General features: G+C 68.7%; 21 protein-coding genes. 20 read left to right on the top strand and 1 reads right to left on the bottom strand.

Translation table 11 applies throughout. The features are described from left to right. The first annotated feature begins 8 nt into the window (after positions 1-8). The 12 genes from ABTW65_RS03910 (at position 9) to ABTW65_RS03855 (ending at position 11,115) form a co-directional block, all read left to right on the top strand. Positions 9-1,151 carry an MCE family protein gene (locus ABTW65_RS03910; RefSeq protein WP_350658606.1) on the top strand — a complete coding sequence of 381 codons (1,143 nt, stop codon included), beginning with the start codon at positions 9-11 and terminating at the stop codon, positions 1,149-1,151. Further along, positions 1,148-2,248, top strand: a complete 1,101-nt coding sequence (locus tag ABTW65_RS03905; RefSeq protein WP_350658605.1) for an MCE family protein — start codon at positions 1,148-1,150, stop codon at positions 2,246-2,248. The genes ABTW65_RS03910 and ABTW65_RS03905 overlap by 4 nt, the downstream gene beginning before the upstream one ends. Further along, entirely contained in the window at positions 2,248-3,237 is a 990-nt protein-coding gene (locus tag ABTW65_RS03900; protein WP_350658604.1) for an MCE family protein, read from the top strand. The genes ABTW65_RS03905 and ABTW65_RS03900 overlap by 1 nt, the downstream gene beginning before the upstream one ends. After that, the gene (locus ABTW65_RS03895) at positions 3,234-4,577 is read left to right on the top strand and encodes an MCE family protein (RefSeq protein ID WP_350658603.1); all 1,344 of its coding nucleotides are present in this window, start codon (positions 3,234-3,236) and stop codon (positions 4,575-4,577) included. The genes ABTW65_RS03900 and ABTW65_RS03895 overlap by 4 nt, the downstream gene beginning before the upstream one ends. After that, a complete protein-coding gene (locus ABTW65_RS03890; protein WP_350658601.1) occupies positions 4,574-5,926 on the top strand; it encodes an MCE family protein in 1,353 nt (450 codons plus the stop codon). The genes ABTW65_RS03895 and ABTW65_RS03890 overlap by 4 nt, the downstream gene beginning before the upstream one ends. Then, positions 5,926-7,203: an MCE family protein gene (locus ABTW65_RS03885; protein ID WP_350658600.1), complete on the top strand. Its 1,278-nt coding sequence runs from the start codon at positions 5,926-5,928 to the stop codon at positions 7,201-7,203. Before ABTW65_RS03890 ends, ABTW65_RS03885 begins: the two co-directional genes overlap by 1 nt. A 5-nt stretch (positions 7,204-7,208) precedes the next feature. Then, positions 7,209-7,781, top strand: coding sequence for an Rv1363c family protein (locus ABTW65_RS03880; protein ID WP_350658599.1), 573 nt, complete (start codon positions 7,209-7,211; stop codon positions 7,779-7,781). Further along, positions 7,781-8,644 (top strand): hypothetical protein, encoded by an 864-nt coding sequence (locus ABTW65_RS03875; RefSeq protein WP_350658598.1) that lies wholly within the window; start codon positions 7,781-7,783, stop codon positions 8,642-8,644. Before ABTW65_RS03880 ends, ABTW65_RS03875 begins: the two co-directional genes overlap by 1 nt. A gap of 111 nt (positions 8,645-8,755) precedes the next feature. Then, positions 8,756-9,241, top strand: a complete 486-nt coding sequence (locus ABTW65_RS03870) for a pyridoxamine 5'-phosphate oxidase family protein (RefSeq protein ID WP_350658597.1) — start codon at positions 8,756-8,758, stop codon at positions 9,239-9,241. A gap of 36 nt (positions 9,242-9,277) precedes the next feature. Further along, positions 9,278-9,472: a ferredoxin gene (locus tag ABTW65_RS03865; RefSeq protein WP_141804749.1), complete on the top strand. Its 195-nt coding sequence runs from the start codon at positions 9,278-9,280 to the stop codon at positions 9,470-9,472. A 6-nt stretch (positions 9,473-9,478) separates the two neighbouring features. Continuing rightward, a complete protein-coding gene (locus ABTW65_RS03860) occupies positions 9,479-10,357 on the top strand; it encodes an SDR family oxidoreductase (protein WP_350658596.1) in 879 nt (292 codons plus the stop codon). Further along, positions 10,357-11,115 carry a glucose 1-dehydrogenase gene (locus ABTW65_RS03855; RefSeq protein WP_350658595.1) on the top strand — a complete coding sequence of 253 codons (759 nt, stop codon included), beginning with the start codon at positions 10,357-10,359 and terminating at the stop codon, positions 11,113-11,115. The genes ABTW65_RS03860 and ABTW65_RS03855 overlap by 1 nt, the downstream gene beginning before the upstream one ends. A 218-nt stretch (positions 11,116-11,333) precedes the next feature. Here ABTW65_RS03855 and ABTW65_RS03850 read toward each other — a convergent pair whose 3' ends face one another. Then, positions 11,334-11,969, bottom strand: a complete 636-nt coding sequence (locus tag ABTW65_RS03850) for a TetR family transcriptional regulator (protein ID WP_350658594.1) — start codon at positions 11,967-11,969, stop codon at positions 11,334-11,336. 171 nt (positions 11,970-12,140) lie between these two features. On the opposite strand from ABTW65_RS03850, the gene ABTW65_RS03845 reads away from it, so the two are divergent. The 8 genes from ABTW65_RS03845 to pulA all read left to right on the top strand — a co-directional run bounded on the left by ABTW65_RS03845 (position 12,141) and on the right by pulA (position 26,053). Further along, entirely contained in the window at positions 12,141-14,267 is a 2,127-nt protein-coding gene (locus ABTW65_RS03845; RefSeq protein WP_350658593.1) for an acyl-CoA dehydrogenase family protein, read from the top strand. A gap of 171 nt (positions 14,268-14,438) precedes the next feature. Further along, a complete protein-coding gene (locus ABTW65_RS03840; protein ID WP_350658592.1) occupies positions 14,439-16,619 on the top strand; it encodes an acyl-CoA dehydrogenase family protein in 2,181 nt (726 codons plus the stop codon). Continuing rightward, positions 16,616-17,143, top strand: coding sequence for an FAS1-like dehydratase domain-containing protein (locus ABTW65_RS03835; protein WP_350658591.1), 528 nt, complete (start codon positions 16,616-16,618; stop codon positions 17,141-17,143). Before ABTW65_RS03840 ends, ABTW65_RS03835 begins: the two co-directional genes overlap by 4 nt. Beyond that, entirely contained in the window at positions 17,140-17,544 is a 405-nt protein-coding gene (locus tag ABTW65_RS03830) for a Zn-ribbon domain-containing OB-fold protein (RefSeq protein WP_350658590.1), read from the top strand. The genes ABTW65_RS03835 and ABTW65_RS03830 overlap by 4 nt, the downstream gene beginning before the upstream one ends. Continuing rightward, complete coding sequence (locus ABTW65_RS03825) at positions 17,544-17,921, top strand: MaoC family dehydratase (protein WP_350658589.1); 378 nt, start codon at positions 17,544-17,546, stop codon at positions 17,919-17,921. Before ABTW65_RS03830 ends, ABTW65_RS03825 begins: the two co-directional genes overlap by 1 nt. After that, positions 17,918-19,084, top strand: a complete 1,167-nt coding sequence (locus ABTW65_RS03820) for a lipid-transfer protein (protein ID WP_350658588.1) — start codon at positions 17,918-17,920, stop codon at positions 19,082-19,084. The genes ABTW65_RS03825 and ABTW65_RS03820 overlap by 4 nt, the downstream gene beginning before the upstream one ends. Before the next feature lie 140 nt (positions 19,085-19,224). Next, on the top strand, positions 19,225-20,628 hold the full coding sequence (locus ABTW65_RS03815) for an alpha-amylase (protein ID WP_350658587.1): 1,404 nt from the start codon (positions 19,225-19,227) through the stop codon (positions 20,626-20,628). A gap of 145 nt (positions 20,629-20,773) precedes the next feature. Next, positions 20,774-26,053, top strand: coding sequence for a pullulanase-type alpha-1,6-glucosidase (gene pulA, locus ABTW65_RS03810; RefSeq protein WP_350658586.1), 5,280 nt, complete (start codon positions 20,774-20,776; stop codon positions 26,051-26,053). Positions 26,054-26,286: the final 233 nt, after the last annotated feature.

The following is a 26,286-nucleotide window of genomic DNA, read 5'->3' as shown; positions in this document are numbered from 1 at the left end:
GCAGCCAGATGTTGATGGGCATCCAGCGCGACACCCGCGCCGAGCACACCAAGCTCTTCGTCTCCGGGATCGCCTTCACGGTGACCCTCGCCCTGCTGGTCACGCTCTGCATCGCGATCTACCAGAAGGCGTTCGTGCAGTTCACCACCGTGAGCGTCGAGGCCGACCGGGCCGGCCTGCAGCTGCCGCGCTACGGCGACGTACGCATGCACGGCGTCATCGTCGGCCAGATCCGCGAGATCAACCAGGACGGCAAGAAGGCCGTCATCGAGCTCGGCCTGGAGCCGGAGCAGGCCGAGCAGATCCCCGCCAACGTCAGCGTCGCGATCAAGCCGACGACGCTGTTCGGGCAGAAGTACGTCGAGTTCATCGACCCCGAGGGGGAGCGCACCGGCGCGCTGAGCGACGGCACCGTGATCCCCGCCGACCGGGTCCGCACCAGCGTCGAGCTCGACGTGATCCTGGCCCGGCTCTTCCCGCTGCTGAAGTCGATCCGTCCCCAGGACCTCAACAGCACCCTGCACGCCCTCGCCACCGCACTCTCCGGCAACGGGGAGAAGCTCGGCGAGACCCTGGTCCAGCTCAACGACTACCTCGAAGAGATGAACGTCCACCTCCCCACACTCGAACGCGATCTCGAGGACATGGCCGACGTCGCCGAGACCTACTCCATGGCCGCACCCGATTTGGTCAAGGTCCTCGAGAACACCACGACCACCGCCAACACCGTCACCGAGCAGCGAGCCCGTCTCGGCGGCCTGCTCACCTCCGTGACCGGAGTCGCCGACACCTCCAAGAACCTGCTCGCCGAGAACGAGAAGATGATCAGGTACGAGACCGAGCTGGCTGTCCCGCTGCTCAAGCTCCTCTCCGACTACTCGCCGGAGTACACCTGCCTGCTGCGAGGCCTCGACGACTACACCGAGCTCCTGGCGACCGTCTTCCAGCAGAACCGGGTGCGCCAGACGATGGTCCTCGACGGCACTCAGAAGCCGGCGTACGGCCGCGACGACCGTCCCGAGTGGGGCGAGATCGGCCACGGCCCCTGGTGCGACGGCCTGCCGACCCCACAGGTCCCCGCCGGACCGAAGGAGCTGGAGAACGGCACCGAGGACGTCCCGTGGGCACCCGGGAACGGGGGTCTGCAGTGAACAAGCGCGATCTCAAGACAACGGTGGCCGGCACCAAGCTGGTCATCTTCACCGTCCTCTCGATCCTCGTCACCGGCACCCTGGCCTCGATCATGGGCAACGTGGGCTTCGGCGACCGGGTGCCCTACCGCGCCGAGTTCACCACCGCCTCGGGCCTGAGCGAGGGAGACGACGTACGCGTCGCCGGCATCACGGTGGGGGAGGTGCTCGCCGTCGAGATCGAGGGCGGCGACCACGCGATGGTCACCTTCCGGGTCGACAGGACGGTGCCGCTGACGACCGCCAGCGGCGCCCAGGTGCGCTACCTCAACCTGGTCGGTGACCGCTACCTGGCGCTGACCCAGGACGCCGGTGCGCAGGAGGCCGGCGCGGATGCGGCCCCGTTGCGACAGGGACAGGCGATCGCGATGGCCAACACCACTCCGGCGCTCGACCTGACCGAGCTCTTCAACGGCTTCCAGCCGCTCTTCCAGGCGCTCCAGCCCAAGGACGTCAACAAGCTCTCGCTCAACCTGATCCGGGTGCTGCAGGGGGAAGGTGGCACGGTCGCGAGCCTGCTCTCCGAGACGGCCGAGCTGACCAGCGCCCTGGCCGAGCGCGACCAGCTGATCGGCGACGTGATCACCAACCTCTCCAAGACGCTCAACACCGTCAACGAGCACCACACCGAGCTGTCCGAGCTCATCCAGCAGCTCAGCGGCTGGATGAAGGACCTGGCGCGCGACAAGGAGGCGATCGGCGACTCGATCTCCTCGATCGGAGACCTCACCGACGAGCTGGCCGGGCTGCTCACCGACGTACGCCCGTTCCTCAAGGAGGACATCAAGCAGCTCAAGCGAGTGGTGGACATCCTCAACAAGCCGGGCAACCAGAAGCTGCTCGACAAGACCCTCGAGCGGCTCCCGGAGACCCTCGAGTCGCAGGCGCGGATCGGCAGCTACGGCTCCTGGTACAACTACTACCTCTGCGACCTCGACTTCTCGATCAAGCTGCCCTCGCTCGGTGAGCTGCTCGACAACTCACCCGCCGTCAAGGCCATCCAGAAGCAGCTCGACAACGTCGCCTTCTACAGCCGTGCAGAGAGGTGCAAGCTCTGATGGCACACCACTCAGACACCCAGCTGAAGCGCACCGGCGTGATCACGATCGTGGCGATCGCGCTGGCGCTGACCGCGGCGTTCAACCTGCGCAAGCTGCCGTGGTTCGCCGGCACCACCTATCAGGCCGAGTTCTCCGACACCAGCGGCCTGCACGTGGGCAACCGGGTGGAGATCGCCGGCATCCGGGTCGGCCGGGTCAGCGACATCGAGATCGAGGGCGCCACGGTGGTCGTCTCGTTCTCGGTCGAGGGCACCGAGATCGGTCATCGCAGCGAGGCGTCGATCGGCGTGCTCAACCTGCTGGGGGAGAAGTACCTCGACATCACGCCGCAGGGCGGCCGGACGCTGGACGCAGGCTCGAAGATCCCGTTGGCCCGCACCAGTGCCGGCAGCGACATCGTCGGCACCTTCGGCGATCTCGCCGAGACGACGGAGGCGATCGACACCCAGCAGCTGGCCAAGGCGCTGACCACGATGTCGGGCACGCTCGACAAGGCCGGACCCGAGGTGCAGGGTGCGTTCCAGGGCATAGCCGCGCTCTCCCAGACGATCGCCGCCCGCGGCGACGAGCTGGAGTCGCTGCTGGAGGACGCCGAGAAGGTCGTCCAGCTCGTCAACCAGCGCAAGCAGGACATCGTCAGCGTGATGGAGAACGGTGACCAGGTCTTCGCCGAGCTGATCCAGCGCCGCCAGGCGATCCACCAGCTGCTGGTCAACGCCACCGCCCTGGCCGAGCAGCTGCAGGCCCTGGTGAAGGAGAACCAGAAGCAGATCGGGCCCGCGCTGGACGCGCTCAACCAGGCGCTGAAGTTCCTCAACGCCCGCGACGAGGACCTGACCAAGACCATCCAGAACTACGGGCCGTACGCGTCGATCCTGATCAACATCATCGGCACCGGCCCCTGGTTCGACGCCTACCTCGCCAACCTGACCGGCATCGTGAGCGGCGAGTTCGTACCGGGACGACGACCAGGGATCGTGCAATGACCAACATCATCGAACGACTGTCCGAGATGCCACGCGGCAGGGGCCGGCGGCGTACGCAGGTGCCGGCCGTCGTGGCGGGCACCGAGCGGCCCTCGGGCCCCAGCCTGAAGTCGAAGTGGGCCGCGCTACCGGTCGCGCTGGTGCTGATGTGCGGGCTGCTGCTCGTCTCCGAGGTCGCCGCCCCCGACACCAAGATGGTGACCGTCAGCTTCCCGCAGGCGGTGAGCGTCTACGAGGGCTCCGACGTGGTCATCATGGGCGTCAAGGTCGGCAAGGTCGCCTCGCTGGAGCCGAAGGGCGACCACGTGGACGCGGTGATCGAGTACGAGAGCGACTACAAGCTCCCCAAGGACGTGAAGGCGGCGATCGTCACCCCGACGCTGGTCGCCGACCGGTTCGTCCAGCTGACCCCGGCCTACACCGGCGGGCCGGCGCTGGCTGACGGCGGTGAGATCCCGATCGAGCGTACGGCGGTCCCGGTCGAGCTCGACCGCATCTACGCCAGCCTCTCCGAGCTGACCACCGCGCTGGGGCCCAACGGGGCCAACAAGAACGGCGCGCTGAGCGACGTACTGCGTGAGGGCGCCGACGCCCTGGAGGGCAACGGCAAGATCGGCAACCAGGCGATCGCCGACATGTCCGAGGCCGCCCAGGTGCTCGGCGGCAACTCCGAGCAGCTCTTCAGCACCCTCTCCCAGCTCTCCGAGGTCACCCGGACGCTGGCCCGCAACGACGACACGACCGAGAAGTTCCTGACGGACCTCGGGACCGTCTCCACCCAGCTGGCCGGCGAGAGCGACGAGCTCGACCAGGCGCTCGCCGCGATCGCGCAGGCGGTCAAGGTGACCAAGTCCTTCGTGGAGAACAACCGCGACGCCTTGGTCGGCGACGTCAAGGAGCTCAACAAGACGCTCAACATCCTGGCCAAGGAGAAGGAGACCCTCGGCACCGTCATCGACCTGGCGCCGCTCGGGATCGGCAACCTGGCCGAGTCCTTCGACCCGGCGTCGGGCTCGGTCGGCTTCCGGCTGCAGGTCGGGCCGATCGGCTCCGATCTGTCCAACATCCTCTGCATGGTCGTGGAGAACGACAAGATCCCGGGGGCCAAGGAGATCTGCGCACTGTTCAAGGCGCTGCTGCCGACCGGATCGACCGCGCCCGCCGGCAAGGCGCTCACCGAGGCCAGCGCCCCCACCGACCGCGACACCGCCACCGGGCTGCCGCTCGACACCGGCACCCGGCCCAAGCAGCCGGAGGTCGAGCCCGAGGTGGTCACCCAGGGCGGCATCACCGAGCTCAGCGGGTCGCTCCAGGACCTGATGTCGGGAGGCAAGAAATGAGGACGCGAGTCTTCCTGGCGATGCTCGGCCTCGTCGCGATGGCGAGCGGGTGCGGCGTACAGGCCTATGACCTGCCGCTCCCAGGCAAGGAGGTCGGCGAGGGCGACGGCTACGTCGTCACCGCGGAGTTCAACGACGTCGTCGACGTGGTGCCGCGCACCAAGGTGATGGCCAACGACGTGCCGGTCGGCCAGGTCGACAAGGTCGAGCGCGAGGGCTGGCATGCGAAGGTCACCATGACGCTGCGCAAGAACATCGAGCTCCCGGCAGACGCGCTGGCCAACGTACGCCAGACCAGCCTGCTCGGGGAGAAGTACATCGCGCTGGTCGCGCCCGAGGGGTCCACCATCGCCAGCGCCGGTCGGCTGGGCGACGGGGCCACCATCGGCCTGGACCGCACCAACCGCAACCCCGAGGTCGAGGAGGTGCTCGGCGCGCTCTCCTTCCTGCTCGCGGGCGGCGGCGTCGGGCAGCTGAAGACGATCAGCGACGAGCTCAACACCATGATGGACGGGCGCACCGGTGACATGCGCGCGCTGCTGGGCAACCTGGAGACCACGGTCGCCTCGCTCAACCAGCAGAAGGGCTCGATCATCAAGGCGATGGAGCAGGTCGACCGGTTGACTCGCACCCTCAACAAGGAGTCGGCGAAGATCGAGGCGGCCATCGACTCCTTCGGGCCGGCGCTCGAGGTGCTCCGCCAGCAGCACGCCGACCTGCTGAAGATGATGAAGGCGCTCGACCGGCTCGGGGTCGTCGCGACCCGGGTGATCAACCAGAGCGGCGACAACCTGACCACGGCGCTGGACGAGCTGGCACCGACGCTGCGCGAGCTCGCCGACGCCGGTGACTCGCTGCCGCGCGGCCTGATGATGGCAGCCAGCTTCCCGTTCCCCGAGAATGCCTCCGGGCTGGCGATGGGTGACTACTCCAACGCGCTGTTCCACATGGATCTCGACCTCGGCAAGCTGGTCGGCAGCCTCACCAACGGTCAGTCCAGCGGCATCATCCCGCAGGTCTTCCAGATCTGCCTGTCCTACTCCAAGGGCTGCGAGGCGATCCAGCCGCTGGCCAAGGCGCTGTGCGACCTGACCAACCTGCAGCTGGTCTGCTCGGTGGTCGGCAAGGAGGACACGGCGGCGAAGCCGGGCGAGAAGACGCCGAAGCTGCCCGACATCTCCGACCTGCTGCCCAAGAGCTCGACCTCGACCAAGACGCCGGGGCTCAGCAACCTGGTCCCCGAGATCGCCGAGGGCCTCTCGGCCCCGACGGAGACCGAGTCGCCCACGGCCGAGCCGACGACCGGGGGCCTGGCCGGCCTCCTCGGACTGCTGGGAGGCGGTAGCTGATGACACGGAGCGTCCGCAACAAGCTGGTCATCTTCCTGGTTCTCGCCGCGGTCGGGATCTTCTACGTCTCGGCCGCCTACCTCGGCGTCGTCGACCGGGTCCTGGGCCGCCACGTGGACGTGTCGGTCGACCTGCCGGCCTCCGGTGGCCTCTACGAGGGCAGCGAGGTCAACTACCGCGGCGTGAGCATCGGCCGGGTCGCCTCGATGACCGTCACCGATGAGGGTGTACGCGCCGAGCTGGAGCTCGACCCCGGCACCGAGGTGCCGCGAGACGCCGAGGTGGAGGTCCACAACCTCTCGGCGGTGGGGGAGCAGTACATCAACTTCATCCCCGAGTCCGCCTCCGGGCCCTACCTCGCCGAGGGCGACGTCGTGACCTCCGGGCCGGAGTCGATGCCCGGCACCACCGACGAGCTGCTCACCGAGCTGAACAGCTTCACCACCTCGATCAACGGCCAGGACCTGAGCACCGTGGTCGCCGAGCTCGGCACGCTGTTCCGCGGCAACGCCGAGAACCTGCGTACGTTGCTGGACTCGGGCTCCACGCTGGTCGACCAGGCCTCCGCCCACCAAGAGGAGACCGTGCGGCTGCTGAACACCAGCCAGACCGTGCTCCAGACGCAGAAGGAGCACAGCGGCGACATCCGCGAGTTCGCCGACGGGCTCGAGGAGGTCACCGCGACGCTGGACAAGCGCGACCCGGAGCTGCGCGAGATCCTCCAGGGCGGCGAGGCGACCGCGGTCCAGGTGCAGTCGCTCCTCGACGGGCTGCAGCCGCTCCTGCCCGTCTTCCTGGCCAACCTCAGCACCGTCAACGAGGTGCTCACCGCCCGGCTGCCAGCGATCGAGCAGACCCTGGTGACCTTCCCGCGCGTCGTGGCGACAGGGTGGACCGGTTCGCCCGGTGACGGCTACGGTCACCTGTCGATGGGCTTCGTCTACACCACACCGCCGTGCCAGGAGGGCTACAAGCCCGCCGACCAGTGGATCCCCGGCACCGTGATGGAGGACCAGCCGCTCTACCCGGCCAAGTGCACCGACGAGCGCGCCCAGCGCGGCTACGAGGGCGACAACCCGATCATGCAGCGCGGTGTCAACATGGTCCCCAAGCCCGAGGGTGTGGGGAAGTACGTCACGACCTACGACCCGAAGACCGGGCGCACCAACCTTCCCGATGGAAAGACGGTCACGATGTCCACCCCGACCGATGACGGAGGCCTGGTCTCCGCCCTGTCCGACGACTCCTGGCGATCGATGATCCTGGGAGAGGAGTGAGTTCCGTGAACTCTCACAACCCCCTCGAGGTCAAGCTCTCCGTCGCCAGACTGGGGCGGCTCAACACCGTGCTCGCGGCGGTGGTGGTGATCCTGGTCGTGCTGGCCGCGGCCGTCTTCATCGGTGGCGCCCGGGTGCTGCCCTGGACGACGCCCGCCGAGGCCGCGGCCGCCGACTACGACGAGGTCAAGGCCGTCGCCGAGGACGGTGTGATCGCCTTCCTCGACGTCGACTACCGCGACATGGACCCGCGGATCCAGGCCGTCAAAGAGATCTCGACCGGCACCTTCGGCAAGGAGTACACCGCCATCGCCGAGCAGATCCGGCAGGCTGCGATCCCCGCCCAGACCATCTCCAAGGGCAAGGTCAAGCAGGTCGGCATCCGCGCGATCGGGTCGAAGAACGCGGTCGTGCTGGTCGCCGTCGACTCGGTCGTGACCAGCAGCCAGACCGCTGAGCTGAAGAAGAGCGACACCTGTCCCTACGACGGTGCGCGGTGCTCGAAGTACCGCTTCAAGGTGTCGCTGGCCAAGACGAAGGACGGATGGCGCATGTCCGACCTGGCAGGAGTCAACTGATGACAGGCGTACGAGCGAACGGATCGGTCTCCACCGGCCAGAAGGAGTGCCCCTTCTGCGCGGAGACGATCAAGGCCGCCGCGATCAAGTGCCGTTACTGCGGGTCCGACCTGCTGCCTCCGGCCGAGGAGCAGAAGGACCAGGACGTACGCGACGAGGTCGCTGCTCCGGAGGAGAGCGAGGCTTCCGCGGCGGAGTCCGAGGCCGACGAGACCGAGATCGAGTCTCAAGCTGAGGTTGAGGGTGAGGGTGAGAACGAGGAGCGCGCCGGGTTCGCCGAGCGGTGGCTGGGCGACGGCAGCCGGGTGCTGACGGCCGTTCTCGGCGTACTCGTCCTGGTGGCCGGCGGCGCGCTCTGGCTGGCCGTCGACATGGCGTCGAACGACGATGTCGCGCCCGGAGGCGAGCTGACCGCGGCCGGATCCCGGGCGGCGATCATGGAGCACTCGGTCGGACTGGCTCAGACCGTGATGTCCTACCAGGCCGCCAGCGCGGAGAAGGACATCGCGGCGGCGAAGAAGCTGATGACGCCGGCGATGCAGAAGGACTACGAGAAGACGCTGCCCGGCGAGGACAAGCGCAAGGAGCAGGCCGACCTCGGCATCAAGGTCGACGCCGAGGTGGCGCCGCTCTCCGAGGAGGGCGCGAAAGCCGCCGAGGAGGGCAAGGCCTGCGTCGACGAGGACTGCGCCGCCTCCATCATCTCGGCGACCGAGGAGTCCGCGAAGGTGCTGCTCTTCGTCAATCAGAGCGCGACCGCGCCGAAGACGAAGAACACCGTGGTCAGCCCGACCTGGGAGGTGCTGACGCTGGTGAAGGACGACGGCGGGTGGCTGATCTCCGAGATGAAGGCCGCCTCCTAGTCGAGCGGAGTTCGAGGCGATGGGCCTAGTCTCACCATGAGGCCCCGCCAAGGGACCACTCCACCCTGATATGGTAGAACGTGTTCTAGTTTCACTGCTCGAGGAGGGCACATGGCCGGCTCCCGCCAGTCCGTACAGCTGACCGACACCGAGATCGAGGACTTCCTCGGCTCGCAGATGAAGGTGCAGGTCGCGACCGTCGGTCCCGACGGGGCTCCGCACCTGACCACGCTGTTCTACGTGCTCGACGAGGGAAGGATCGTCTTCTGGACCTACGGGTCCTCGCAGAAGGTCCGCAACCTTCGGCGTGACCCTCGGGTCACCTGCCTGGTCGAGGACGGCGTGGACTACTTCGAGCTGCGTGGCGTGAGCATCACCGGGCGGGCGAGGCTCGTCGAGGACTACGACGAGATCAAGGGCATCGGGTCGCAGGTGATGACCCGGATGGCCGGTGGGGCCGACCTGGGCGAGCTCGGCGAGGACCTGGTCTCGAAGCAGGCGCACAAGCGCGTCGGCATCGTCATCGAGCCCGACAAGGTCGCAAGCTGGGACCACCGCAAGCTGGGTGCGCTGCCCGGCCAAGGCTCTGTCGAATGACGGGTCAAAGACGGCGTAAGGACAAAGGAGACGGACATGGCAAAGGTGATCGCGGACTTCGACCTGTGCGAGTCCAACGGGATGTGCGAGGCGTTCGCTCCCGACGTGTTCGAGATCGATGACGACGACTACCTGCAGATCGAGGACCCGACGGTGACCGACGAGAACCGCGGCCGCATCGAGCAGGCCGTGGCCGGCTGCCCTAAGGCGGCCCTGAGGATCGAGGAGTAGCACCACGTGAGCGTCGACCTGGATGGAAAGATCGCGATCGTCACCGGCGCAGGCGCCGGTCTCGGGCGTGCCGAGGCGGTCGCCCTGGCCCGGGCGGGTGCCCGGGTCGTGCTCAACGACCTGCCCGGCGCGGCCGACGAGGCCGCCGAGGAGATCCGTGGGTTCGGTGGCGAGGCGGTGATCGCGGCCGGCGACGTGAGCGAGCGTGCCACCGCCGACGCGATGCTCGCGGCGGCCGTCGACGGCCTCGGCGGGCTCGACATCGTGGTCAACAACGCGGGCATCACCCGCGACAAGATGCTCTTCAACATGTCCGACGAGGAGTTCGATCTCGTCGTACGCGTGCACCTTCGCGGCCACTTTCTGCTGACCCGCAACGCCTCGGCCCACTGGCGCTCGGTCGCGAAGTGGTCCGGTGCGCCGGTGGACGCCGCGGTGGTGAACACCTCCTCGGAGGCGTTCCTGTCCGGGCCTCCGGGACAGGCCAACTACGGCGCTGCGAAGGCCGGGATCACCGCGCTGACGATCTCGACGGCGCGCTCGATGGGCCGTTCTGGCGTACGCGCCAACGCGATCTGCCCCCGGGCCGCGACCGCGATGACCGAGGGCGTGCTCTCGGGCGACTCCTACGGGCCCGAGCACGTGGCGCCGCTGGTCACCTACCTCGCCTCGCCTGCCGCCGCCGCGATCACCGGACAGGTCTTCGTCGTCTACGGCGGGATGATCGCCGTCCTCGCGCCGCCCACGGTGGCCGAGCGATTCGACAACGCGGCCTGGGACCTGGACTCGCTCGACAAGCAGGTCGGCGGCTGGTTCGCCGACCGCGACCCCGCGGCCGGGTTCTCGGCCGACTCGATCATGCAGCTGAAGCTCAAGGAGCAGTGATGGCACGTCTCGACGGCAAGACCGCGATCGTCACCGGTGGTGCGCAGGGCCAGGGGGCCGCGATCGCGCGCGCCTTCGTCTCGGAGGGCGCGAAGGTGGTGATCGCCGACGTGGCCGACGAGCCGGGCAAGCTGCTCGCCGACTCGCTGGGGGAGTCCGCGCTCTTCGTGCACCACGACGTCAGCTCGGAGGAGTCCTGGACGTCGCTGGTGGCCGAGACGGCCGAGGCGTACGGCCCGGTCAACGTCCTCGCCAACAATGCCGGCATCCTGCGCTTCGGCGAGATCCTGACCCAGCCGGTCGAGGAGTTCGAGCTGCTGTGGCGGGTCAACACCCTCGGCTGCTTCCTCGGGATGCGCTCGGTGATCGAGACGATGAAGGAGAATGGCGGCGGCTCGATCATCAACGCCTCCTCGATCGAGGGCCTGGCCGGGATGGCGTTCGTCGCCGGCTACACCTCCACCAAGTTCGCCATCCGCGGCATGACCAAGGCCGCCGCCCTCGAACTCGGCCCCAGCGGCATCCGGGTCAACTCCGTGCACCCCGGCATGATCGACACCGGGATGACCCGCGGCGTCGGTGCCGATGACGCCGCGATGGAGTTCGGCGCCGCCAAGGTGGCGCTCAAGCGCGTTGGTCACCCGGAGGACATCGCGCCCCTCTACGTCTATCTGGCCTCTGACGAGTCGGGTTTCGTCACCGGCGCCGAGATCGCCATCGACGGCGGCGCGACCGCAACTCACGCCTTCGGCGGCTGACCCCAGCCGAGAAGTCACCCCCGTCGGCCGAGGCGTCACGTACGTCGGCCGAGAAGGCATCACGATGCCAACTCGGCCGACGGGGGTGACGCCTCGGCGTCGAGGGGTCACCAACGCCGGGCGAGAGGTCACGTACGTCGCTCGAGAAGTCAGCGAAGTGCCGACTCGGGCGACGCGAGTGACGTCTCGGCCGGCGGCAGTGACGCCTCGGCGTGGGGTCAGCGCAGCAGGAGGCGTACGGCTACGTCGATCGACTTCTCGACGTCCTTCTCGTCCATGCGGCCGGTGACCCAGGAGATGAGGGCGGAGAGCCATACGTCGGAGATGATCCGGATGATGGCGGCCTCCTCCTCGGTGACCTCGCCGTGGGTGGGGGTGCCGTGCATGGCGCGGGCGATGACGGTGGTCAGGCTGGTGCCGACCTCGTGGATCTCGCCGGTCACCGACTGGTCGGCGAACATGAAGGCGCGGACCAGGGCCTCGGTGAGCTTGGGCTGCTTCTGCAGTGCGCGGGTGCGGCGGTTGAGGACGTACATGATCCGCTCGTGAGCGGTGTCGCCCGGCGTCGCGCGGATGGCGGAGCGGTCGACGTCCTTGGTGAACTCACGCGCCAGGGCGGAGACCAGCAGGTGGATCTTCGAGGGGAAGTAGCGGTAGAGGGTGCCGAGCGCGACCTCGGCCTGCTCGGCGACGGCGCGCATCTGCACGGCGTCGAAGCCACCCTCGGCGGCGAGCGTGATGGTGGCGTCGAGGATGCGCCGACGGCGCTCTCGCTGGGCCGCGGAACCGCCGGTGGGTGCGGTGGCCGGGGTCGGGCCATCGGTGTCGCGTGGCTCCGTGCTGACGGACGTCACTGGTTGTCCCCCTAGGACTATGACCGGATCTCGATCTGTGGCTCTCAGGCTAACCGCAACGGCGCCCGAGAGTGAAACACGTTCCTTCGTGAGTCTAGACTTGTAACACGTTCTACATCAGTCTCTATTCCAGAAGGCCGCGGAACCAGGCGGAAATAGTAGGAGGTCCCTGTGCCGATCGGCATCACCGACGAACACCAAGCCCTCAGCGAGAGCCTGCGCGACTGGGCCAAGGGACTGGGCGGCATCGCGATCGCCCGTGCCGCAGAGGGCACCGCCTCCGCTGATTTCGACGAGGTGTGGCGGGGTGTCGAGGAGTACGGCGTCGCCGGCATCGCGGCACCCGAGCCGAACGGTGGTGGCGGAAGGTTGCTGGACGCGGCCGTCGCGCTCGAGGCCTGCGCTCATGAGCTGCTTCCGGGTCCGCTGCTCGGCAGCGCGGTTGCCGCCTTCCATGCAGGAGTGGCCGGGCTAGATGACCTGGTCGGTGCCGTCACCGCCGGCGGCTGCGGGATCGCGCTCGACCCGGTCCTCGAGCTCGGTGATCGTCTCCGGGGATCGGTTCCCGTGGTCTACGACGGTGGCGGAGCCGCCCATGTGCTGCTCGGTGCCCGCGGCACCGACGGCGAGGAGCGCTGGTTCTTCCTGACGGCCGAGCAGGGGGACGTACGTCCCCAGGTGGGCTCCGATCTGACCAGGCGGGTCGCCGAGGTGCGGGTCGACATCGATGCCCGCGAGGCGGTTGAGGTGCCCGGCCTGCGCAGCGACGCGGTGCGGCGTACGGCCCTCACGCTTGCTGCCGCGGAGGCCTCCGGGATCGCGCAGTGGTGCCTGACGACGGCCGTGGAGTACGCGAAGGTGCGCGAGCAGTTCGGGGCGCCGATCGGGTCGTTCCAGGCGATCAAGCACCTGTGCGCCCAGATGCTGGAGACCGCCGAGTCGGTGGCCGCGGCCGCCTGGGACGCAGCCGCCTCTGCCGAGGGCGGCGACACCGACCAATTGGCCTTCGCGGCAGAGGTCGCCGGCGTCACCGCGCTCGACGGAGCGGTCCGGGCGGCCCAGGACTGCATCCAGGTCCTCGGCGGCATCGGCTTCACCTTCGAGCACGACGCCCACCTCTACCTGCGCCGCGCCGTCGCCCTACGGAGCCTTCTCGGTGGCGGCGACGTCCACGCGGTCGCGCTGGCCGGGCACGCCGTGGCGGGGACCCGCCGTTCGGTCCGTGTCGACCTCGACGGCAAGGACGCGGCGATCCGCCCCCGAGTCCAAGAGCTTGTCGCTGCGGTCGCCGCGCTTCCCGAGACGGAGCGCCGCGACGCGCTCGTCGACGCTGCCCTTCTTGTGCCGCACTGGCCCGCTCCGTACGGCCGCGGTGCCGGCCCTGTCGAGCAGCTCGTCATCGACCAGGAGCTCGCCGCGGCCGGGGTGTCCCGCCCCGACATCAAGATCGCCGGCTGGGCCGTACCGACCATCCTGAAGCACGGCACCGACGCCCAGCGCGAGCGGTTCGTCGACGCCTCGCTCCGCGGCCGGATCATCTGGTGCCAGCTCTTCAGCGAGCCCGGCGCCGGCTCCGACCTGGCCTCCCTGGCCACTCGCGCCGAGCGCGTCGAAGGTGGCTGGCGGCTGACCGGCCAGAAGGTGTGGACCTCACTGGCGGCCGACGCCGACTGGGCGATCTGCCTGGCGCGTACAAACCCCGAGGTGCCCAAGCACAAGGGCATCACGTACTTCCTGGTGGACATGGGCAGCGAGGGGATCGACGTCCGGCCGTTGCGCGAGCTGACCGGCGACGCGCTCTTCAACGAGGTCTTCCTCGATAGCGTCTTCGTGCCTGACGAGCTCGTCGTCGGCGAGGTCGACGGGGGCTGGCGCCTGGCTCGTACGACGCTGGCCAACGAGCGGGTCGCGATGGCCTCGACAAACCTCGGCGGCAGCGTCGAGCGCGCGGTGGCAGTCGCCGATGGTCGGGGCGAGGCCGATCTCGCCCGGGTCGGCCATGCGGTCGCGCTCTCCACGGTCTGCGCGCTGCTCGGCGTCCGCTCCACGCTCAAGGCGCTCGCCGGGCGCGGACCCGGCGCGGAGTCGTCGGTGGCCAAGCTCTTGACCGTACGCAACCGCCAGGACGCCTCCGAGCTCGTCGTCGACCTCCTCGGTCCGATGGCGCTCACCGACGACCCGCAGGTCCGCGAGGACCTGCACGAGTCGCAGCTCACCCGCTGCCTCTCCATCGCCGGCGGCACCACCCAGGTGCTCCGCAACGTGGCCGCCGAGCAGATCCTCGGTCTACCCAGATAGCGCGAGAAGTCACTTCTTGACGCCGAGAGGTCAGTTTTCGACGCCGACACGTCAGTTTCGAGGCGTGTGGCGTCAGAAACTGACCTCTCGGCGTCGTTTTCTGACTTCTCGGCGTCAGAAAGTGACGGCTCGGCGTGGCTCTGGAAACTAGAACGCGTTACAGTTCTGAGCATGGTCGATTCTGCTTTGGATGCTGTGCGGGCTGTTGTCGGGGAGGTGCTCGCTCGGGAGTCGGATCGGGGGGACTGGGCGGCTTGGGCGAGCGCGGGGCTCACCTCGTTGCCGGTTCCCGAGGCTCACGGGGGCGAGGGGTTCGGGCTGGCCGAGGTCGCGGTGCTGCTGCGGGAGGCCGGGCGCCATGCGGCGCGGGTGCCGGTCTGGGAGACCCTCGCTGTCGGGGCGCTCACGCTGGCCGGTCACGGGACCGCGGAGCAGCAGGGAGCGATCCTGCCCGGGGTGGCGAGCGGCGAGATGCTGCTGACCCCGGCGTGGCTCGAGCCGGGACGTCCGCAGACGCCTTCGGCCAGCTACCGCGACGGCACCGTCAGCGGTCGCAAGACCGGGGTGACGTACGCCGCCGAGAGCTCGCGCCTCCTGGTCACCGCGACCGCCGCCGAGACCGGGGAACCGGTCGTGGTGCTCGTCGATCCGAGCGGTCCGGGTGTCACGCTGGCACCCTCGAGCGTGTCGGGCGAGGTGCCGCAGCACACCGTGGTGCTCGCGGACGCTCCGGCAGAGCCGCTGGGCGAAGGAGCCTTCGAGGCCCTGACCGGTCTCGCGACCGCCGGGCTGGCGGTGAGCGCCGCAGGCGTGCTCGCCGGTGCGCGGGATCTGACCGCCGCCTACGTGAGCAGCCGGCAGCAGTTCGGCCGCGCCCTCGCGGAGTTCCAGGCGGTCGCGCTGCAGATGGCCGACGTCTACGTCACCTCCCGCACGCTCGACCTCGCCGCCGACAACGCGGTCGCTGCCATCGCGGACCAGCGAGCCGCCACGGTCGACCTGAAGGTCGCCGCCTACTGGGCCAGCCAGGTCGCGCCGTACGCCTTCCGCAACTGCCACCACCTGCACGGCGGCATGGGGGTGGACGTGACGTACCCGCTGCTCGCCTTCACCACCTGGGGCACCGACATCGCCCACCTGCTCGACACTCCAGCGGAGGCTGTCCCGGTCGAGACCGCCGATGCCAAGAACCTCGAGCTCACCGACGCGCAGCGCAGCCTGAAGTCCGAGGTCAGAGCGTACTTCGCCGGCCTCTCGCACGAAGGCGAGCCGGGCGACCCGGGTCCCGAGGGCTCCTGGGACCGGCACGGCCCGACCTATCAGAAGCTCATCAAGCAGCTCGGCGACGACGGCTGGATGGGCGTCGGCTGGCCCAAGGAGTACGGCGGCCACGGCCTCGGTGAGGTCGAGCAGACGATCTTCGCCAACGAGGCGCAGTACGCCGACGTGCACCTGCCGGCGGTGACCCTGCAGACGGTCGGCCCGACGCTGATCCGCTACGGCACCGACAAGCAGAAGGAGATGTTCCTCAACCGGATCCTCGCCGGCGAGGTGCACTTCGCGATCGGCTACTCCGAGCCCGAGGCCGGCACCGACCTGGCCTCGCTCCGCACGACGGCCAGGCTGGACGGTGACCACTACGTCGTCAACGGCCAGAAGCTGTGGACCACCGGTGGCCACGCCGCCGACTACATCTGGCTCGCCGTGCGCACGGACCCAGATGCTCCCAAGCACAGGGGCATCTCGATCCTGATCGTCGACACCACCGACCCGGGCTTCTCCTGGACCCCGATCATCACCGCCGACGGCTCCCACCACGTCAACGCGACCTACTTCAACGACGTGCGCGTCCCGGCCGACATGCTGGTGGGGGAGGAGAACAAGGGCTGGAAGCTGATCACCACCCAGCTCAACCACGAGCGCGTCATGCTCGGCCCGGCCGGACGGATCGAGGGCCTGCGCGACAGGGTCCTCCGTTGGGCACAGTCCGAGGGTGTCACCGACAGCCCTGACGTACGCGCACTGATCGGGAAGACCACCGCCGTCTTCCGGGTCAACGAGCTGCTCAACTGGGCGGTCGCCAAGGCCGGTGAGGCCGACGAGATCGAGGTCGCGGACGCGTCCTCGTCGAAGGTCTTCGCCGCCGACCAGGTTCAGCACCTGCTCGCCGATCTGATCGCGCTCGTCCATCGTCACGGCGACCCCGGAGATCCGGTTACGAAGAGCCTGCTCGACTATCTCGACGCCCAGGCGAAGCGGAACCTCGTGCTCACCTTCGGCGGCGGCGTACAGGAGGTCCAGCGCGAGCTGATCGCGATGTTCGGCCTGGGGATGCCGAGGGTCCCGCGATGAGCGAGAAGCCCCGAGATGTGCACAGCCTGGTGGACGAGACCGTCCACGAGAAGATCATGGCCGCCGCCGACGAGATCAAGGCCTGGGGTGAGGCCGCCGAGCGCAATGCCCGCGACCTGGTCAACCAGCCGACGGTCAACAACTGGCTCGAGGCGATGGGTCTGGAGTCCGAGCGGTTCCACCAGGGCGAGGCGCCGCCCTCGATGGCACAGGTGTGGACGATGTACGGCCAGAGCGGAAAGCGCCCCGAGCGCGACCCTCTCCACGCGATCATGAACGTCCTCACCGACGCTGGCTTCAACGGCGTCCTCGGCACCAACTCCGAGCAGAGCTACGACCGCTACCTCCGCGTCGGCGAGCAGGTCCGCGTCACCACGGCCCTCGACTCCGTCGTCGGACCCAAGAGCACCGGGATGGGCGTCGGCTACTTCGTGACCTCCAGGAGCACCTGGTACGTAGGAGAGGAGCGGGTCGCGACCATGCTGTTCCGCGTGCTCAAGTTCGTTCCCAAGGTGACGGCATGAGCGGCCCGGTGCGGCCTGTGATCGGCCGGGACAACGCGTACTTCTTCGAAGGCACCGCCAAGCAGGAGCTCCGCATCCAGAGCTGCAACGCCTGCGGCACCCTACGGCACCCGCCGGGCCCGGCCTGCCTGAGCTGCGACGCCTACGACCGCGGACATGTCGTCGCGCGGGGCGAGGGCACCGTCTACTCGTTCACCGTCGTCCACGCGCCGAAGCAGCCCGGCAAGGAACTCCCGCTCGTGGTGGCACTGCTCGACCTTCCCGAGGGCGTACGCATGGTGGCTGAGGTGACCGGCGTGCCGCCCGACGGTGAGGACGGCCTGAGGATCGGCGAGCGGCTGGTCGTCGACTGGAACGTCATCGATGAGGAGCTGACGCTCCCGATCTGGAGGAGGCCCTGATGAAGACTGGCGACGAGATCCCGGTCTGGGAGCTCCCGATCACCCCGACGCTGGTCGTCTCGACGGCGATCGCGACGCGGGACTTCCAAGACGTGCACCACGACCGCGACCGTGCCCAGGCGGCTGGCTCGAAGGACATCTTCATGAACATCCTGACTTCGACGGCGCTGTGCGAGCGTTACGTGACCGACTGGGCGGGCTCCGACGTTCAGATCAAGGGCATCTCGATCCGGCTGGGCGCCCCGGCCTACCCCTACGACACGCTGTCGTTCTCGGGCGAGGTCACCGACGTCACCGACGGGATCGCCACGATCGCCGTCACCGGCGCGGTGTCTCTCGGTGCGCATGTGACCGGAACCGTCAGGGTCGCGGCATGAGCTTGAGTGGGAAGGCAGCGATCGTCGGCATCGGCGCCACCGAGTTCTCCAAGGAGTCAGGACGCTCCGAGCTCCAGCTCTCCGTCGAGGCGACCAGGAGCGCCCTGAAGGATGCCGGCCTCACCCCGGCCGACGTCGACGGGCTGACCACGTTCACCATGGACACCAGCTCCGAGATCGCGCTGGCCCGCGAGCTCGGGCTCGGCGACCTGAGGTTCTTCTCGCGGATCAACTACGGCGGCGGCGCGGCGTGCGCGACGATCCAGCAGGCCGCGATGGCGGTCGCGACAGGCGTCGCCGATGTGGTGGTCGCCTACCGCGGCTTCAACGAGCGCTCGGGCCAACGGTTCGGCCAGGTGCAGCCGTGGGCAGCCCAGCAGGTCAACACCAACGGCATCGACAACGCCTGGACCTACCCGCTCGGCCTCTCGACCCCTGCGGCGACGGTCGCCATGCAGGCGCGCCGCTACATGCACGACTACGGCGTGACCAGCGCGGACTTCGGAGCCGTCGCCGTCGCCGACCGGCGCCACGCCGCGACCAACCCCGCCGCGTTCTTCTACCAGAAGCCGATCACGCTCGAGGACCACCAGGCCTCCCGGATGATCGCCGATCCGCTCCACCTGCTCGACTGCTGCCAGGAGTCCGACGGCGCCGTCGCGATCGTCGTCACCAGCCCGGAGCGGGCCCGTGACCTGCCCAACCCGCCGGTCAGCATCGCCGCGGCCGCCCAGGGCAGTGCCGCCGACCAGTACGTGATGACCTCCTACTACCGCGACGAGATCGGCATCCCTGAGATGGGCGTGGTCGCCAAGGATCTGTGGCGCCAGTCCGGTCTCACGCCGGCCGACATCGACACCGCCGTCCTCTACGACCACTTCACCCCCTACGTACTCATGCAGCTCGAGGAGCTCGGCTTCTGCGGCAGGGGAGAGGCCAAGGACTTCGTACGCGACGGGGCCATCGAGCTCGGCGGACGACTGCCAGTGAACACCCATGGCGGCCAGCTCGGCGAGGCCTACCTGCACGGCATGAACGGCATCCCCGAGGGCGTACGGCAGGTGCGCGGCACCTCGGTGAACCAGGTCGCGGGCGCCGCGCATGTGCTCGTGACCGCGGGCACGGGCGTACCCACGAGCGGGTTGGTGCTCACCTCCTCCTGACCGGGTCGACGCAAGGCGCTGAAATTTTGCGCAAGCTCTTGCAGCGGTAGGGACCGATGGGTTGACGTGTGACGTCGATCACCCTACGGTCTCTCTGCAAGATCTTGCAGCAAGATTCAGCCTTCGACCTAGGAGGAACCATGGCTAAACCGTTCATCACGAGAAAGTCCATGGCTGCCGCACTTGCCCTCTCGGCGGGCGCTGTCGCCGCGCTCACGATCCCGGTCTCGGCCCCAGCACAGGCCGCGCCGCCGGGAGACAAGGACGTCACCGCGGTGATGTTCGAATGGAAGTTCGCCTCGGTGGCCCGCGAATGCACCAACACCCTGGGCCCGGCCGGCTACGGCTACGTCCAGGTCTCCCCACCCCAGGAGCACATCCAGGGTTCGCAGTGGTGGACGTCCTACCAGCCCGTCAGCTACGGGATCGCGAGCCGGCTGGGCGACCGCACCGCCTTCAAGAACATGATCGACACCTGTCACGCCGCCGGCGTGAAGGTCGTCGCCGACGCCGTCATCAACCACATGTCCGCGGGCTCCGGCACCGGCACCGGCGGATCGTCCTACAGCAAGTACGACTACCCCGGCCTCTACTCCTCCTTCGACCTGGACAACTGCACCGCGCAGATCACCAACTACCAGGACCGCACGAACGTCCAGGAGTGCGAGCTGGTCGGCCTCGCCGATCTCGACACCGGCGAGGACTACGTACGCGGCAAGATCGCCGGCTACCTCAACGACCTGCTCTCGCTCGGCGTCGACGGCTTCCGGATCGACGCGGCCAAGCACATGGCCGCCTCCGACCTGGCCAATATCAAGTCCCGGCTGAGCAACCCGAACGTCTACTGGAAGCAGGAGGCCATCTTCGGCGCGGGGGAGGCGGTCTCGCCCAGCGAGTACCTGGGCAACGGCGACGTCCAGGAGTTCCGCTACGCCCGCGACCTGAAGCGGGTCTTCAACAACGAGAACCTCGCCTACCTGAAGAACTACGGCGAGGGCTGGGGCTACATGTCCTCGGGCAGCTCGGCCGTCTTCGTCGACAACCACGACACCGAGCGTGGGGGCGACACGCTCAACTACAAGGACGGCGCCAACTACACCCTGGCCAACGTCTTCATGCTGGCTTGGCCCTACGGCTCGCCCGACATCCACTCCGGCTACGAGTGGAGCGACAAGGACGCGGGCCCGCCCAACGCCGGCACCGTCAACGCCTGCTGGCAGGACGGCTGGAAGTGCCAGCACGCCTGGCCCGAGATCGAGAAGATGGTCGCCTTCCGCAACACCGCCCGCGGCCAGGCGGTCACCAACTGGTGGGACAACGGCGCCGACGCCATCGCCTTCGGACGGGGCAGCAAGGCGTACGTAGCGATCAACCACGAGTCCTCGTCGCTGACCCGCACCTTCCAGACGTCGCTGGCAGCGGGCACCTACTGCGACGTACAGAGCGGCAAGAGCGTCGCCGTGAACGGCTCCGGTCAGTTCACCGCCACCCTCGGCGCCAACACCGCCCTCGCGCTGCACGTCGGCGCGATGACCTGCGGCTGACATCCCCCTCGGCCGACCGTCCGGCGCCGACCCCCATGGGCGCCGGACGGTCGGTCTCCACCGCATGCCCCCGCACAATCCAGAGAGGCCCTCAAAGGTGAATCGAAGAAGTGGCGCACACGGCGCGCCCAGGATCGCAGCGACCGTGCTCGCGACCGCACTGCTCGCCACGGTGCTGCAGACGGCCACGTCGGAGTCGGCGACCGCCGCCGCCCCGAAGCCGCCGTCGGACGCCAAGCTGGCCGCCGAGCCGGCCCGTCACGAGGCGACGAAGGAGCAGTTCTACTTCGTGCTGCCCGACCGGTTCGCCAACGGCGAGACCTCTAACGACAAGGGCGGCCTGACCGGCAGCCGTACCGAGACCGGGTTCGACCCGGCCGACAAGGGCTTCTACCAGGGCGGCGACCTCCAAGGCCTCACCGAGCGGCTCGACTACATCAAGGGCCTCGGCACCACCGCCATCTGGATGGCGCCGATCTTCAAGAACAAGCCCGTCCAGGGAGAGGGCGCGAACGCCTCGGCCGGCTACCACGGCTACTGGATCACCGACTTCACCCAGGTCGACCCGCACTTCGGCACCAACGAGGACCTCGAGACCCTCGTCGACGAGGCCCATGCCAAGGGCATGAAGGTCTTCTTCGACGTCATCACCAACCACACCGCCGACACCGTCGACTACGCGGAGAAGAAGTACGGCTACCGCCCCAAGGGCGCCTTCCCGTACCTGGACACCGAGGGCCGTCCCTTCGACGACGCCGAGCCCAGCTCGGACGACGCGAAGGTCGACGAGGACTCGTTCCCCTACACGCCGGCCAACACCGGCGAGATGGTGCCGTCCTGGCTCAACGACCCGACGCTCTACCACAACCGCGGCGACTCCACCTGGGAGGGCGAGTCGACCACGTACGGCGACTTCAGCGGCCTGGACGACCTGTGGACCGAGCGCCCTGAGGTCGTCGAGGGGATGACCAAGATCTACCAGCGGTGGGTCCGCGACTTCGACATCGACGGCTTCCGCATCGACACCGTCAAGCACGTCGACCTGGACTTCTGGACCGAGTGGGCGACCGCCCTGGACGCCTACGCCGCCAAGCAGGGTCGCGAGGACTTCTTCATGTTCGGCGAGGTCTACTCCGCCGACAGCGACGTCACCTCTCCGTACGTCACCCGAGGCCGTCTCGACGCCACCCTGGACTTCCCGTTCCAGGACGCCGCCCGCGCCTACGCCTCATTGGATGCTCCGGCCGACCGACTCGCCAAGGTCTTCGCAGACGACTACAAGTACGCCACCGACAAGGCCAACGCCTACGAGCAGGTCACCTTCCTCGGCAACCACGACATGGGCCGGATCGGCACCTTCCTCGCGGGCGACCACCCCGACGCGACCGACGCCGAGCTCATCCAGCGCACCCGCCTGGCCAACGAGCTGATGTTCCTCTCCCGTGGCAACCCGGTCGTCTACTACGGCGACGAGCAGGGGTTCACCGGCGCCGGCGGAGACAAGGACGCCCGCCAGACGCTGTTCGGCTCGAAGGTCTCCGACTACCTCGACGACGACCAGATCGGCACCGACCGCACCCATGCCGACGACGCGTACGACACCACCCACCCGGTCTACACCGCGATCGCCGCGCTGGCGAAGCTCCGCAAGGACCACCCGGCGCTGACCGACGGCACCCAGCACGAGCTCTACGCCAAGGACTCGGTCTACGCCTTCTCGCGCACCGGCGAGAACCGCGAGTACGTCGTCGCGGTCAACAACGCCACCGAGGCGAAGACCGTCACCCTGCCCGTGGAGTCGACCGCCTTCGAGACGATCTACGGCGGCTCGGGCACCGTGACCGCCGCCGGCGGCAAGGTCGAGGTGACCGTCCCGGCGCTCTCCTCGGTCGTCCTGCGTGCCGAGGCCGAGCTCCCCGATGCCACCGCGAAGCCGACCCTGTCACTGACCGCCCCGGATGCCGGCGCCACCGGCACGGTCACCCTCTCCGCCGACCCGGGGAAGACCGCCGGTGCCCGCGTCGTCTTCGCCGCCCAGGTCGGCAACGGGAAATGGCGCACCCTCGGCTCGGTCGACCACGCCCCCTACAAGATCACCCAGTACGTCCCCGCGACCGTCGCGGCCGGCACCGCCCTGCGCTACAAGGCGGTGGTGGTCGACCGCGACGGACGCACCGCGAGCGACCTGGCAGAGACCACGGCCGGAGAGGCGCCCGAGGCCGAGAACCCGAGCGCCGTCGACCGTGACTACGTGGTCGTTCACTACCGGCGTGCCGACGGTGACTACACCGGCTGGACCCTCCGAGCCGGCGATCAGAACAGTGGGTTCAGCGGCCGCGACGCCTACGGCGCCTTCGCCTGGGTGAAGCTCCCCGACGGGGCGTCCTCGGTGACGTACACGGTCGAGAAGGACGGCACCGCCGACGGCGGCGAGCGAACGATCGATCTCGCCAAGACCGGCGAGGTCTGGGTCGAGGGCGGCAGCGACGACCAGCAGACCACCCGGCCCGACGGCGTCTACCCGGCGCCCGACACGTCCAAGGCGGTCATCCACCTGCACCGAGCCGACGGCGACTACGACGGCTGGGGCCTGCACACCTGGACCGGTGCCGCCAGCCCGACCGAGTGGTCCAAGCCGCTGCAGCCCGCCGGCAAGGACGCGTACGGCGTCACCTTCGAGGTGCCGCTGGTCGACGGCGCCACCTCGCTCAACTACATCGTCCACAAGGGCGACGAGAAGGACATCCCGAACGACCGCTCGCTCGACCTGACCACGTACGGCCATGAGGTGTGGCTCAACTCAGGCGACACCGGCTATCTGCTGCCGTCGGTCGGCTCGGCGCCCGAGCTTGACCTGACCAAGGCGCAGGCACAGTGGATCGACCGGGAGACGGTCGTGCTGCCGAAGGAGATGGCGAGCGGCTCGGCGCTGTCGACGCAGCTGGTCTATGACCGCGACGGCGGCATCACCGTCGAGGACGGGGCGCTCAGCAGCGAGGGCCGCTGGCTGCGGCTCCAGGCCTCGACGCTGAGCGACGAGCAGAAGGCCCGGTTCCCGCACCTGAAGAACTACACCGCCTTCACCGTCGACTCCCGCGACCGCGACCGGATCCGCGAGGCGCTCTCCGGCCAGGTCGTGCTCACCCAGCGGATCGGCAACGGCGCCCTGGTCACGGGCACCGGAGTCCAGACCCAGGGCATCCTGGACGACCTCTACGCCGCTAAGTCGAAGAAGGCGTCGCTCGGACCGGTGTTCAAGGGCGGCACGGTCACTCTGTCCGTCTGGGCGCCGACGGCCCACGAGGTCGAGCTCGAGCTCGGCGGCAAGACCGTGCCGATGCGCCGCGACGACACCAGCGGTGTCTGGTCGGTGACCGGCTCCGCCACGGCCTGGCGCGGCAAGGAGTATCGCTACGCCGTGACCGTGTGGGCGCCGAGCGTGCAGAAGCTCGTGACCAACAAGGTCACCGACCCCTACTCGGTCGCGCTCACCGCCGACTCCGAGCGCAGCCTCGTCGTCGACCTCGGCGACAGGACGCTCGCCCCGAAGGGCTGGACGACCCTGAAGAAGCCGAAGGCCGTGGCGATGAAGGACGCCCAGATCCAGGAGCTCCACATCCGCGACTTCTCCGTCGAGGACGAGACCAGCGACCAGCCGGGCGGCTACCTCGCCTTCGCCGACGAGGACAGCGACGGGGTCAGGCACCTGCGGAAGCTGGCCGGGTCCGGCACGTCGTACGTCCACCTGCTGCCGGCCTTCGACATCGCCACCATCCCGGAGGCGAAGGCCGACCAGACCACCCCCGACTGCGACCTCGGGTCCTATGAGGCCGACAGCGACGAGCAGCAGAAGTGTGTCGCCGCGGCGGCTGCGAAGGATGCGTACAACTGGGGCTACGACCCCTACCACTACACAGTCCCGGAAGGCTCCTACGCGACCGATCCGGACGGCACCGACCGGACCGTCGAGTTCCGGCAGATGGTGAAGTCACTCAACGAGGACGGCCTGCGCGTCGTCATGGACGTGGTCTACAACCACACCACCAGCAGCGGGCAGGCGAAGACGTCAGTGCTCGACAAGATCGTGCCCGGCTACTACCAGCGGCTCCTCGCCGACGGCACCGTCGCCAACTCCACCTGCTGCTCCAACACCGCTCCCGAGAACGCGATGATGGGCAAGCTCGTCGTCGACTCGATCCTCACCTGGGCCAAGGAGTACAAGGTCGACGGCTTCCGCTTCGACCTGATGGGACACCACCCCAAGGCCAACATCCTGGCCGTCCGCAAGGCCCTCGACGCCCTCACGCTCGAGAAGGACGGCGTCGACGGGAAGTCGATCGTCCTCTACGGCGAGGGCTGGAACTTCGGTGAGATCGCCGACGACGCCCGCTTCGTCCAGGCCACCCAGAAGAACATGGCGGGCACCGGCATCGCCACGTTCAGCGACCGAGCCCGAGATGCCGTACGCGGCGGCGGCCCGTTCGACGCCGACCCGGGCGTCCAGGGCTTCGCGAGCGGTCTCTACACCGACCCCAACACCTCGACCGCCAACGGCACCGAGGCGGAGCAGCGGGCGCGACTGCTGCACTACCAGGACCTGATCAAGGTCGGGCTGTCCGGCAACCTCGCCGACTACTCGTTCACCGACACCGCTGGCAACCAGGTGAAGGGCTCGCAGGTCGACTACAACGGCTCGCCGGCCGGCTACGCGGATGAGCCCGGAGACGCGCTCGCCTACGCAGACGCCCACGACAACGAGTCGCTCTTCGACGCACTCACCTTCAAGCTGCCCGCCTCGACCAGCACCGTGGACCGCTCCCGGATGCAGGTGCTCGCCATGGCGACGGCCGCGCTCTCGCAGGGCCCGGCGCTCTCTCAGGCCGGCACCGACCTGCTCCGCTCGAAGTCGCTGGACCGCAACTCCTACGACTCCGGCGACTGGTTCAACGCCATCCACTGGGACTGCGACGCCGGCAACGGCTTCGGTCGCGGGCTGCCGCCGGCCACCGACAACAAGGACAAGTGGCCCTACGCCAAGTCGCTGCTGAAGTCGGTCTCCGTCCCGGGCTGCTCGGACATCGACGGCGCCTCGGCCGCCTACCAGGACCTGCTGAAGATCCGTACAGACGAGCCCGCCTTCCACCTGTCCACCACCGGCCAGGTCCAGGAGAAGCTCGCTTTCCCGCTCTCGGGGAAGGACGAGACGCCGGGTGTGATCACCATGCGGCTCGGTGACCTCGTGGCCGTCTTCAACGCGACCACGACGACGCAGCAGCAGACGGTGAAGGACGCCGAGGGCGCCGGCTACCGCCTGCACCCGACTCAGGCCGAAGGATCGGACGAGGTCGTGAAGTCGTCCTCGTTCGAGGCGGGCTCGGGCACCTTCACGGTGCCCGCTCGGACGGTGGCGGTCTTCAGCCGCTGATCCGGACTGGTCGAGAAAGGCACGCGGCCCCGGCTCATCGAGCCGGGGCCTGCGGTTTCCTTGCCAGAGAGCTCAGGATCAGGAAGGGCTGTTGCCGGCGATTGCGCCGACCACCACGAGCGCGATGACAACCAGGGCGGCGATGACCATGAGGCCGGCCGGGCTCCGGAAGTCGAACATGGGGATTCCTTTCGGCTAGTTCGGCGACAGGCGTCGACTGGGGACCGATGGCC

Origin of the sequence: Nocardioides sp. NPDC127503, assembly GCF_040302165.1 — a bacterium.
Lineage (GTDB): Bacteria > Actinomycetota > Actinomycetes > Propionibacteriales > Nocardioidaceae > Nocardioides.
This window is presented reverse-complemented; position numbering and strand designations above follow the sequence as displayed.

Excerpts from the sequence above, each read along its gene's own strand:
- ABTW65_RS03910 (WP_350658606.1), top strand. The coding sequence starts at position 9 with ATGTTGATGGGCATCCAGCGCGACACCCGCGCCGAGCACACCAAGCTC.
- ABTW65_RS03900 (WP_350658604.1), top strand. The coding sequence starts at position 2,248 with ATGGCACACCACTCAGACACCCAGCTGAAGCGCACCGGCGTGATCACG.
- ABTW65_RS03895 (WP_350658603.1), top strand. The coding sequence starts at position 3,234 with ATGACCAACATCATCGAACGACTGTCCGAGATGCCACGCGGCAGGGGC.
- ABTW65_RS03890 (WP_350658601.1), top strand. The coding sequence starts at position 4,574 with ATGAGGACGCGAGTCTTCCTGGCGATGCTCGGCCTCGTCGCGATGGCG.
- ABTW65_RS03885 (WP_350658600.1), top strand. The coding sequence starts at position 5,926 with ATGACACGGAGCGTCCGCAACAAGCTGGTCATCTTCCTGGTTCTCGCC.
- ABTW65_RS03875 (WP_350658598.1), top strand. The coding sequence starts at position 7,781 with ATGACAGGCGTACGAGCGAACGGATCGGTCTCCACCGGCCAGAAGGAG.
- ABTW65_RS03870 (WP_350658597.1), top strand. The coding sequence starts at position 8,756 with ATGGCCGGCTCCCGCCAGTCCGTACAGCTGACCGACACCGAGATCGAG.
- ABTW65_RS03865 (WP_141804749.1), top strand. The coding sequence starts at position 9,278 with ATGGCAAAGGTGATCGCGGACTTCGACCTGTGCGAGTCCAACGGGATG.
- ABTW65_RS03855 (WP_350658595.1), top strand. The coding sequence starts at position 10,357 with ATGGCACGTCTCGACGGCAAGACCGCGATCGTCACCGGTGGTGCGCAG.
- ABTW65_RS03840 (WP_350658592.1), top strand. The coding sequence starts at position 14,439 with ATGGTCGATTCTGCTTTGGATGCTGTGCGGGCTGTTGTCGGGGAGGTG.
- ABTW65_RS03835 (WP_350658591.1), top strand. The coding sequence starts at position 16,616 with ATGAGCGAGAAGCCCCGAGATGTGCACAGCCTGGTGGACGAGACCGTC.
- ABTW65_RS03830 (WP_350658590.1), top strand. The coding sequence starts at position 17,140 with ATGAGCGGCCCGGTGCGGCCTGTGATCGGCCGGGACAACGCGTACTTC.
- ABTW65_RS03825 (WP_350658589.1), top strand. The coding sequence starts at position 17,544 with ATGAAGACTGGCGACGAGATCCCGGTCTGGGAGCTCCCGATCACCCCG.
- ABTW65_RS03820 (WP_350658588.1), top strand. The coding sequence starts at position 17,918 with ATGAGCTTGAGTGGGAAGGCAGCGATCGTCGGCATCGGCGCCACCGAG.
- ABTW65_RS03815 (WP_350658587.1), top strand. The coding sequence starts at position 19,225 with ATGGCTAAACCGTTCATCACGAGAAAGTCCATGGCTGCCGCACTTGCC.